Source organism: Streptomyces sp. NPDC058877 (assembly GCF_042742855.1).
Lineage (GTDB): Bacteria > Actinomycetota > Actinomycetes > Streptomycetales > Streptomycetaceae > Streptomyces.
This window is the reverse complement of the sequence record NZ_JBHYMF010000238.1, coordinates 1-9,409: the sequence shown is the minus strand read 5'-3', so window position 1 is coordinate 9,409 and position 9,409 is coordinate 1. Positions and strand designations below refer to the sequence as shown.

Annotated in this window: 9 protein-coding genes and 1 pseudogene; 2 read left to right on the top strand and 8 right to left on the bottom strand. The window is 70.2% G+C overall.

Translation table 11 applies throughout. The features are described from left to right. Both ACFW2Y_RS32215 and ACFW2Y_RS32210 read right to left on the bottom strand, forming a co-directional pair. Window positions 1–573 (bottom strand): HD family hydrolase (locus tag ACFW2Y_RS32215; protein WP_384886142.1); only part of this gene is annotated, 573 nt, incomplete at its 3' end. A 14-nt stretch (window positions 574–587) separates the two neighbouring features. Continuing rightward, a complete protein-coding gene (locus ACFW2Y_RS32210) occupies window positions 588–1,682 on the bottom strand; it encodes a helix-turn-helix domain-containing protein (protein ID WP_384886140.1) in 1,095 nt (364 codons plus the stop codon). A 150-nt stretch (window positions 1,683–1,832) separates the two neighbouring features. Between ACFW2Y_RS32210 and ACFW2Y_RS32205 the strand changes: the two are divergent. Together ACFW2Y_RS32205 and ACFW2Y_RS32200 are read left to right on the top strand one after the other, a co-directional pair. Beyond that, window positions 1,833–2,207: pseudogene (locus tag ACFW2Y_RS32205) on the top strand (restriction endonuclease); the annotation flags it as partial. A 316-nt stretch (window positions 2,208–2,523) separates the two neighbouring features. Continuing rightward, entirely contained in the window at window positions 2,524–2,733 is a 210-nt protein-coding gene (locus tag ACFW2Y_RS32200) for a hypothetical protein (protein WP_384886138.1), read from the top strand. A gap of 411 nt (window positions 2,734–3,144) precedes the next feature. Here the strand turns inward: ACFW2Y_RS32200 and ACFW2Y_RS32195 are convergent, their stop codons facing one another. From ACFW2Y_RS32195 to ACFW2Y_RS32170, 6 genes are all read right to left on the bottom strand, one after another. After that, window positions 3,145–4,092 (bottom strand): GNAT family N-acetyltransferase, encoded by a 948-nt coding sequence (locus tag ACFW2Y_RS32195; protein WP_384886135.1) that lies wholly within the window; start codon window positions 4,090–4,092, stop codon window positions 3,145–3,147. After that, on the bottom strand, window positions 4,092–5,066 hold the full coding sequence (locus ACFW2Y_RS32190; RefSeq protein WP_384886132.1) for a phosphotransferase family protein: 975 nt from the start codon (window positions 5,064–5,066) through the stop codon (window positions 4,092–4,094). Before ACFW2Y_RS32190 ends, ACFW2Y_RS32195 begins: the two co-directional genes overlap by 1 nt. After that, complete coding sequence (locus ACFW2Y_RS32185) at window positions 5,063–5,782, bottom strand: HAD family hydrolase (protein ID WP_384886129.1); 720 nt, start codon at window positions 5,780–5,782, stop codon at window positions 5,063–5,065. The genes ACFW2Y_RS32190 and ACFW2Y_RS32185 overlap by 4 nt, the downstream gene beginning before the upstream one ends. Then, window positions 5,779–6,930 carry a hypothetical protein gene (locus ACFW2Y_RS32180; RefSeq protein ID WP_384886126.1) on the bottom strand — a complete coding sequence of 384 codons (1,152 nt, stop codon included), beginning with the start codon at window positions 6,928–6,930 and terminating at the stop codon, window positions 5,779–5,781. The genes ACFW2Y_RS32185 and ACFW2Y_RS32180 overlap by 4 nt, the downstream gene beginning before the upstream one ends. A gap of 119 nt (window positions 6,931–7,049) precedes the next feature. Beyond that, complete coding sequence (locus tag ACFW2Y_RS32175; RefSeq protein WP_384886124.1) at window positions 7,050–8,054, bottom strand: hypothetical protein; 1,005 nt, start codon at window positions 8,052–8,054, stop codon at window positions 7,050–7,052. Window positions 8,055–8,281: 227 nt separating this feature from the next. Beyond that, entirely contained in the window at window positions 8,282–9,310 is a 1,029-nt protein-coding gene (locus ACFW2Y_RS32170) for an MFS transporter (RefSeq protein WP_384886121.1), read from the bottom strand. Window positions 9,311–9,409 lie beyond the last annotated feature (99 nt).

The following is a 9,409-nucleotide window of genomic DNA, read 5'->3' as shown; positions in this document are numbered from 1 at the left end:
GGAGGGCAGGAAGTTCTTCTGCCATTCCAGCGACGGCATCGACAGCGCCGCGTCGGCGAGGGCCTTCGCCGACGTCGTCTTCAGTGAGGCGAGGCTGGTGTCGATCCAGTTCTGGGTGAGGCTGTAGCCCTGCTCGCGGTACTCCACCGCCTGCACCAGGCACTCCAACTTGTCGGCGTCCCGGGCGACGATCGCCTCCGGCGTCTCACCGGCCTCGTACTCGTCGACCGCGCCCTGCACGCCGGTGCGCACGGCCGGGTGGGCGTTGGCGACCTGGTCAGCGGTCACCTCGCCGTTCGGGGCGGCCTTGATGTACTTGCGGCCGATGTGTGGGATGTCCCCGACCCGGGTCTCCTGGCTGTCGTGGAACAGGCACAGCAGCGCCACCCTCGCCGGGTCGGCGCCCTCCATCATGGCGAGGACCGAGCCGATCACCCCGACCCGGAAGGAGTGCTCGGCCACGGACTCGGGTGCCTTGTTGCCGGTGAACCACCAGCCGGTCCTGGCGACGCGCTTGAGCACGCCCATCTCGGCGATGAAGCTCGCGGTGCCCCGGGTGGTGTCGTCGGCCATGCGGTCCTCCGGTGTCAGCGGGTGTGATCGAAAACGTAATGGACATGGGCCAGCTCCCGCCGCGATCTCGCCGAGATCGCCGCCCCGTCCAGGAGCTGCGCGGTCCGCTCCCGCAGCGGGACGGACAGCGGGCCGGCGGCCTGCGGCAGCCACGGGAACGCGGTCAGCAGCGCCCACAGCGAGTGCGCGTACAGGTCGACATACCCAGGGGCGAGGTGCAGGCCGCGGGCAAGTCCCCGCAGCAAGGTCACCGGGTCCCAGCCCGACAGGTCCCGGTCTCGCATGAAGGTGTCGTCCGGCTGCGGGAGCGGCAGGGCGCCCAGCCACAGCGCCCAGTAGTTCAGGTTCGCGGCCTCGGCGGTGTCGTCGTCGGCGAGCGCGCGGTCGATGAAGTCCAGCAGCGGCTGCGCGTCGCCCTGGCGGGCGAGCGCCGTGGCGGTCGAGCGGGCGCCGGCCCAGTGCGGCGACCAGCCCCGCCGCGCCAGCACGTCCCGGCGCCGGTGGAGGGTGTGCGCGGTCCACGCTGCCGCGTCCGGACCCCGGTCGTAGGAGGCGAGGTAGAGCGCCTGACGGTGCAGCAGCATCCCGCCCTCGCCCTGCCGGGCCGCCGCCTCGGTCGTCTCCCGCAGGTGGTCGAAGAACACCGCCCGGTCCGCGGCCGCCAGCTGCGGCGCGGCGGCGACCGGACCGCGCCGGGGCCGGGGTAAGCGTCCGGCGAGCGCCGGCGGGACGGTGCCGTTCAGCGCCCAGGCCAGCATGTGCGCGGTGTCCCTCGTGTGCACCCACCCGGCCAGCGGGTGCGGCCCGGCCGCCTCGCCACCGCCGTCCAGGGCGGACGCGATGATCCGGTCCGCGTCCATCGCCGCGTCCAGCCACACCACCAGCCCCGCATCCGCCCCGAGCGCCGGAAGCCGCCGCCGGAGCTCCAGCAGCGCCCCGGCCCGCATGTTCGCCAGCGGACGCCGCCCCGACTCCCAGCCCTGCAGCGTGTCCACGTCCACGCCCAGCACCTCCGCCAGACCGGCCTGCGTGCACGGGATCGACTCGCGGACCAGGCGCAGCACGAAGCCCGTCACCGCCCCTGCCGATGTCCGTCGCGGCCTGCCCATACCGGCCTGCTCCCCGGTCGCCCTGCGCACCGAAACCCGTACTCACGGTCAGTCCTACCGCATCCCGCCCACCCCTACGGTCGCCTTGCGGCCACGTCCGACGAACGGTGACCGCCGTCCTCGACCACGCCCACCCCGCGAGGCCACCCGATGAGCAGCACACACACGGTCCTGCACGATCCCGAGGGACGCATCGACGGCGAACTCCCCCTCGACCGGGAGACCCACCAGTGCCTGGCCACGGCCGTGCTCGCGTGGACAGCCGACCCCGGCCTGGAGACGGCCGACTACCAGCAGATCGCGCTGCTGCTGACGGGAGCCGCCCGGGCAGTCGCCGCCGATGTCCGCCGCGCCGCCGCCCACCTGCCCGAGGACCACCCGGCCCGCGCGCTGGCCGACCTGGTCCTGCAGGAGACCGACCAGCACCTGTCGACCGGCCTGGAGGGCACCGCGCACTGCGTCCAGCGCCGGGCCCGGCACGTCCGCGCGCTCTACGAGCGCCTGGACCGGCTCGCCAAGACGGCACGGCCCGAGCTGGCCGGTGCGCACGGAGGTGAGGGGTCGTGTCCCCCGTCGTGGTGTAGCCGATCACGGTCCGTCGCCTCCGCTTCGGAGCCGTCCGGGACGTGCCACTGCGGTCCGTCGTGCGATCACCGCTGGTCCCGGCTCGGCGAGCCCCAACAGGGCCGCCGGCGAGGGCGAATCGGGCCACGACCTGCGGATTCCGCCAGCTTGATCGGCTACACCACTCGGCGGGACACCATCGGGCGCAGGTGCGTAGCGTGTGGGAGGCCGCCATCCGGCGTGCCCACCACCTGAACATCTGACGCTGGAGCTGCCCGTGTCGTTCTCGTTCACCAACCCGCAGCCGGACCGCAACGACGGCCGTTCGTTCTCCTTCACTGACCCACAGTCGGAGGATGACGGCCGCTCGTTCTCGTTCACCGGCCCGGACCCAGCCGACATCGACAGGCAGCTCCAGGCGATCACCGACATGGCCACCGAGATCCTCCGCCGCGTCGAAGACGTCCGCAGGCAGATCAACACCTGACACACCGCACAGCTCGGCAACGCCCCGCTCGGATCACTTCCGGGCGGGGCGTCGTCGTTTCCTGCCCGAACACCAGCCTCTCGGGAGACCGCCCACCGTGCGCCGCTACCGCTACCGCTGCACCATCTGCCGCACCACCAGCCCCGTCGTCCTCGACCCCGACGACCTGGACGCCGAAGGCGACGCCCACCGCCAGGCCGTCCACGGCGGCCACTTCCCCGACGACGAGCTCGCCGGCGAGATAGACCGCCTGGGCCGCTGGTACGCCGCCCTGTCCCCGCTCGCCCGGCTCCACGCCCGCATCGCCGACCACCTCAGGCAAGCCTCGTTCACCTATCGCGGCCTGACCTGGCACTTCAGTGCCACCCATGCGTGCTGCCACGGCCCGGAGACGGCTTCGGCCGCCTCACCTCAGGGGACCACGGTTACCTCGACTCCGCTGAGGAAGTCTGCTCGGTACGGCGCGAGGTCCACGTCGTCCCCCGATGCCAGGATGTGCAGTCGGAGCCCCTGGGGGCGGTTCTCCCGCTCACCATTCAATGTGCCGAACCCGGCATCGTAGGCGAGGAGCAGCGACGGGTCGGTCAGAGCACGCAGCGACACGAAGCGGTCGGCCTCGTCGCCTCCCAGACCGGGGTCGACAGCCTCCGAAGGCAACGGAGCAAACCCAAGCCGCTTCTTGAACTCGTACAGGCCGGGGGAGGTGATATGCCCGTACAGAGAGGTGTCGTTACCCAGGGACATGCGGGCGCAGCTCAGGTCCCGGCCGGCCTGGAATGCCGCCATGTACAGGGCGCGTGTCAGGGAGCCGCGCTGGTCGACATCCGCAGTGGTCACATAGCGCAGCTGGAGCAAGGAGCCTTCCGCGCGCACTCGGCAGACGCACCCGCCTATCATGCGGCTTCCTTCGTACGCGAAAACACCGATGTGGGAACCAGACTGCTCCAGGAGCGAGCGCTGCTCGCCGCGGGCCAGGTTCACGCCGTTACGCATGCCGGCGACCTGCTTCTCGTACACGCCCAGGAACTCCTCCAACGGGCCTTCCTCCAGCTCCGACCGCACCTCCACGCGCAGTCCGGCCGAGGCGGCGAGCTCCAGACCTCGTCGCACCTTGCGCCTCTCGTTGGAGCCGAGTGCACCGAGGAAGTCGGCCTCGGAGGCTCGTAGCGGCGCGACCCAGTTGACCCAGCTGGGCTTCACGATGAACCCGGCGGCCGTGAGGCGTGCCTGGTCGCGCGGGTGGGGATCGACGACCCTCAGCAGGTCGACGTCCGGCCCGCGCCAGGGGCCGGACGAGGCGAGTGCCTCCTCGGCGGTGAGCTCGGCGACGGTGAGCCCGTAGCGGTCGACGATGTCCATCAGCGCTGCTTCCCTTGCTCGTGGGACGAACCGGCGGTGTCTGCGGGGCGCACGCCAGCATGGAGCCGCGCAAGTAGGTGCTCCGCCCGTGCGGTGAGAATTTGGGCGCGCTCGGCGTCCGGGGCCACGCTGTGGAAGACCAGCGCGAGCATGATTGCGGTGTCCAGCCGATACAGCAGGGCCGCCGGAGTGTCCAGGCTCGGGGTCGTCAGCGTCTCCGCGTAGCCGGCCAGGATGGCCGCCGCGTCGATTCTGTTGTCGGGCAGCCGGGCGTACTCGGCAACCCTCGCAAGCTCCATGAGCGGCGGCCCGACCAGAGCGTTGGACCAATCGACGACTGCGGCGAGCCGGCCCTGTTGGCCCAGCAGGTTCTGTCGGCGGACGTCGAGGTGCAGCAGGCGATGCGGGGCCCGGACGGCCTCCAGGGCGGCTTCGATTCGGTGGGGGGCGGGCAGGGGCGGCAGGGCCGGGGCCATGAGCCGCAGGTTGGTATGCCGGTCGGCCAACCGCTGGATGAAGAAGGTCGTGAAGTCGCCGGGCGCCTGGTACGCGAGCCGCACCGACGGGGGCGTCGTGCCGTGCAGCGCGGCGAGGAAGCGGCCCACGTCGCGGCCGTCGATCGGCACGTCATCGTGATCGACATGGGCGGCGAGGGAGACGACGAGGCCGTCCGGCCGTTCGATCCGACGCAGCGGTGTCGCCACGGGCAGACCGAGCGGACCGAGGTATGCGGCGATCTCGTGCTCCTGCCGGACCAGGTCGGCGCTGTCGACGTTCCCGTACGGCGAGAGGTACACCCGGTGGCGCGGGATGCGTAGCACTGCCTCGCCGAGAGCGGGGTGCCCGACGCGGCAGACCACGAAGTCCACCCCCTCGCCTGCGGGCCCATGGAGTGTCAGCCCGTGCTCGGTGGCGACGGAGCGGGCCACAGCCTCCGTGTCCACAGCGGTCTCGAGGGGTTTTTCGCTCGTCATCGGGCGTCCTCCGGGGTGGTGAGCGGCAGGCTCGGCACAAGGCCCACCAGGGTCTCAAGCGAGTTGACCTTGGGGCCGGGGTGGTCGGGGAAGCGTCCGTAGCGGTCGATGAGCAGCGGGTGCATGCCGGCGTCCCGCGCCCCATCGATGTCGACGACGAGTGAGTCGCCGATGAACACGCACTCCGCGGGCGACCGTTCGAGCCGCCGGCAGGCCAGGGTGAAGATCTCCGGGCGGGGCTTCTCGAAGCCGACCTCGCTGCTGATGACGACCTCGTCGAACCGCTCGGTGAGCTGGTGTGCCGCGAGGATGTCCCGCAGCCATCCGTCGAAGTTGGAGACCAAGGCGAGCTGGTGACCGGCGGCCCGCAGTGCGTCGAGGCAGGGCAGGACGTCGGGGTACAGGCGATAGTGCGCAGGGTCCAGGGCATAGCGAGCGGCGCGCTGCGCGGCGGCGTGGGAGTCGGCGCCGCCCGCGCGCCGCAGCGCGTCGTGGAAGAACGCGGTCCACATGGCCAGCCGGGCGTCGGCGGCCTGCTCGTCGTCGGGCCAGTGGCCCTCGGCTCCGATGGCCCACAGCGCCTCCCGTACGTCCTGCGCCGAGGGTGCTCCCTCGGCTCCGAGCCAGGAGGTGGAGAGGAGTTCAGGGAAGGCAGGGGTCAGTTCGAGGAGGGTGTCGGCGGCGTCGAACAGTACGGCGGGCAGGGGGCGGGTCATCGCAGACCTCCATCGGCGATCAACAGGCTGGACAGGCCCCCTCGGTCCGCTGGGAGCCCTTCCCTAAGACCTTCCGGGGTGCCGTGAAGGAAGAAGGTCTCTTCCTCGCTGGAGAAGTAGTCGCTCATCAGCACGACGGACTTCTCCTTACCGCAGAGACGGACGGCTTCGAGTGCGAGGTCGACGTCGCCCTTGTGCATTTCGACCAGGACGCACGTGATGCCCGCAGCCAGGTAGCTGGTGAGCTCCCCGAGGAACTGCTGGGGTGGCAGGCTGTGGCGGCCGTGAAGTCCCGAGAGGTAGGCGAACGACCGGGCGAAGGGGTCGTTCCGGAAGTGCCGGGCGGTCTGCGCGGCAGCGAGGAGGCCGATCGGGATGCCGGGGGTGACGTGGACCTCACGGTCGGACAGCGGCAATCCGTCGAGGACGTCGTACGTGTCAGGGTTGCCTTCGACGAGCAGGCCCACGTGATTGTGGCCAGCGGCGTGGAGCTCGCGCAGCGCCTCGTCCACCTGGTCGATGTTCTGGTCGAAGTCGCCGTAGCGGTAGGGCAGCACGTGCGGGACGAACCGCTCGTGCCCGGGGATCCGGGTGAAGGTGTGGCGGTGCGTCCAGTCGGTCATGACTACGTGCCAGCCAGCGGCGAGTGGGCCCAGGGCGTCCTCACCCACGTCGAGCGTCCACGGCCCCACCCCCACGGCCTGCACGGACTGGGACTTCGATCTGCACCCGATACCTTGCCTGCCGGGGGTACTCAAGGGCCGTGTGATGGTCCCAAGCCGGTCCAACCGCCGCGCGATCGAGGCGGCCCTGCGGTTGCGAAACAGGGTGGGAACGACGAAGGCGATGGGCTCGGCGCTGTCCTCGGCGGCCGGGAGGTATTCCGATTCGGTGGCAGCCGCGGTGAACTCGGCCAGGCCACAGGCATCCTCGACGAATGCCACGGGTCGGCCCCAGCCGAGTGCTCCGAGGGCCGCGGTCATGTCCTCTTTGAAGCCCTGCGGCCTGATGGTGACGAAGCCGCTGGAGACGGGGGACAGCGGGTGTGTCTCGCCGGCGACTTTCACGGACTGCAGGTGGCGCACGTCGGCTGCGGCGCGGAAGACACCCATGCCGACGAGAGACGTGCTGGCACTGGATGCGATCATCGTTGGTCTCTCTCTTGGGAAGGCAGGCGCAGCCGACCCGGCTGCGAGGCAGGGACTCTGCCGGGTACCCGGGGCGGGCCTGCTGTGATGGCCTGGTACGACGCGCGAGGCCGCGATGGTCAGGAGGCGGCGAACGTGTTCTCGGCGGTGGCGATTTCCCGTTCCTCGAGGTCCGACCGGATGGCACCGGCCGTGGTGAGGACGTCGTGCAGGAGCGGGTCGGCTGCGCGGAAGTAGGTCACGAGCCGGGTCAGCCGGCAGCCCCGGGTGGTCTTGGCGCCATACGTCGACTCCCCGTAGTGGATGTGGAAGCCGCCGCCGCGCGCCGCATGGGCGATGAGCTCGTAGTAGGCGAGGTTGAAGTAACTGCCCCGGTCGTCGGTGCTGAAGGCGCCGAGTCTCGGGACGATACGTCGGTGCGGGAGGTCCTCGTAGAAGGCGACGAAACCCAGCGGGCCGTCTTCGCCGTCGGCGCGCAGGACATGCAGTCCTGGTACGGCGGCAGCGCGCTCGAACCGGTCACGTACGGCGTCGGCGTCGGCCTCGTGCCCGTAGCGTCGGTACCGGTCGAGCTGGAGCTCCACCAGGTCCGGGGTCAGCCCCTGCGCGCCGAGCAGTGTGATATCGGGCTGCCGAGCCAGGAACCGAGCCCGCTCTTTGCGGAGCACCTTGCGCCGGTGGGAGCGGAAGCCGTCGAAGTAGGCGTCGAGCCCGGTGGCGGGGACGTCGAGGACCGCGTCGGCGCCGGTTGTCACCGGCACGTACCCTCGCTCCCGCAGTATCTGGTGCAACGGGGCCCAGTCGTGTTCGTCGCGTACGTTGCCGAACTCCACCACTGGCAGTGCACGTTCGTCCGCGAGGTTCTCGGCCTCGGACACCAGCGCAGCCAGAGCCCGGACTCCACCCGCACCGCTGGTGACGCCAGGCTGTGTCGACCCCGGGGAGACCACGGCAAGGGTGTCCGTGCCTTCGATGGGCGCGCGCCGCGCGAGGTCCGCCATCGCTCCCCGCAGGTGCTCCTTCTCCTGCGCGTCGGGTAGCCGGTGTAGAAGGTCCCGCAGCGGGGAGCCGAAGAACACGGACCAGGTGGCGTAGGTGGTATGCGGGCAGTCATGCGGAATCACGTAGCAGGTCGCGAATTCTACCGAGGGTCTATTGCTGACCTGCGCATGGGGATGCGCGCATTCGGCATTACTGAGAATGTATTGCTCGCGAGTGATTCGCCCCTCTTCCGCACTCAACCACGGAATAGTCCGCTCAATTTCCGGAGCTGCTGCTCCCGGCGGTATGCTGCGGGCCCATTCGGCCACACTGGAATACCTTTTCACTGACATTAGAGATCTTTCTGAGGCTACTGCCCTACCGTACTCCGAAATGGTTCAGAGCTGGCTTGGGGGCCGAATTCGCGGAGGGTACGGTCCGCGACCAGCGCGCTGACGGAGGCGACCGTCCAGACCGCGGCGATCCACAGCACCGGTTCGGGGCCGACGACACCCGCGATGAGCGGAGCGAGCACGTAACCGAGCGGCAGGAAGGCGAACGAGCCGATCGAGGAGATCGCCCCCACGCGGGACAGACGATCGGCCGGAACGTTCTGCTGGATGGCGGTGTTGACGAGCACGCCGTACGCGGCGATGCCGGCACCCGCGAGGAACTGTGCGACGCACAAGGCCGGTACTCCGGTACCTGCGGCGAGCAGCAAGGGGGGCAGCCCCATAGCCAGCAGCCCGAGTGCGGCGGTCAGAATCGGGCGACGCAGGCGTAGGCGGCCACACGCGAGGCTGCCGAGCAATTCGCCCGCTGCGAAGGAGACCATCAACAGGGCCCACCCATTCGGGGTGAGGTGCTGCACGATGCCCGGGCCGAGCACCATGAAGGGCGCGGCGACCAGGAGCAGGATGAGACTGTCGACCACCGTCATCCGCAGCAGCCAGGGGAGCCCGCGCAGCGCTTGCCATCCCTCACGCAGCCCTGCCGCCGCGTCATTGATCGGCTCGGTGGGCCCTCCGTGCGGCAGGCCCACAAGGAGCAAGGCGCTGAACAGGAAGGACACCCCGTCCGCGGCGAGCGCGAGGGCGGGCGGTCCGAGCGCGGCGGAGATCGCTGCCACTGTCGGACCGAGTAGCGAGGCCATTCCGGTCCAGGCGCCGAGGAGCGCGTTGGCGGCTCCGAGGTTCTTCGGCTCGACGCAGTGCGGGAGGTACCCGAACATCGCGGGATAGCCGATCGCCATCGACATGCCGAAGACGATCTGGCAGGCGAGTCCCCACCAAAGGGATATGCCACCGATGAAGGTGGCAGCTGTGCCGAGCTGGGCAAGACCGCACACGATCGAGGAAGCGACCATCAGCTGCCGCTTGGGCAGTCGGTCGGCGGCCACTCCGCCTAGTACTCCAGTCTGGTTTCGCGATCTTGTGGCGACCCTGGCTGGGAACGGGTACGGCCACCGCGTGATCATCGGTTGGTGTGTGGACAAACG

Excerpts from the sequence above, each read along its gene's own strand:
- ACFW2Y_RS32195 (WP_384886135.1), bottom strand. The coding sequence starts at position 4,092 with ATGGACATCGTCGACCGCTACGGGCTCACCGTCGCCGAGCTCACCGCC.
- ACFW2Y_RS32180 (WP_384886126.1), bottom strand. The coding sequence starts at position 6,930 with ATGATCGCATCCAGTGCCAGCACGTCTCTCGTCGGCATGGGTGTCTTC.
- ACFW2Y_RS32190 (WP_384886132.1), bottom strand. The coding sequence starts at position 5,066 with ATGACGAGCGAAAAACCCCTCGAGACCGCTGTGGACACGGAGGCTGTG.
- ACFW2Y_RS32185 (WP_384886129.1), bottom strand. The coding sequence starts at position 5,782 with ATGACCCGCCCCCTGCCCGCCGTACTGTTCGACGCCGCCGACACCCTC.
- ACFW2Y_RS32210 (WP_384886140.1), bottom strand. The coding sequence starts at position 1,682 with ATGGGCAGGCCGCGACGGACATCGGCAGGGGCGGTGACGGGCTTCGTG.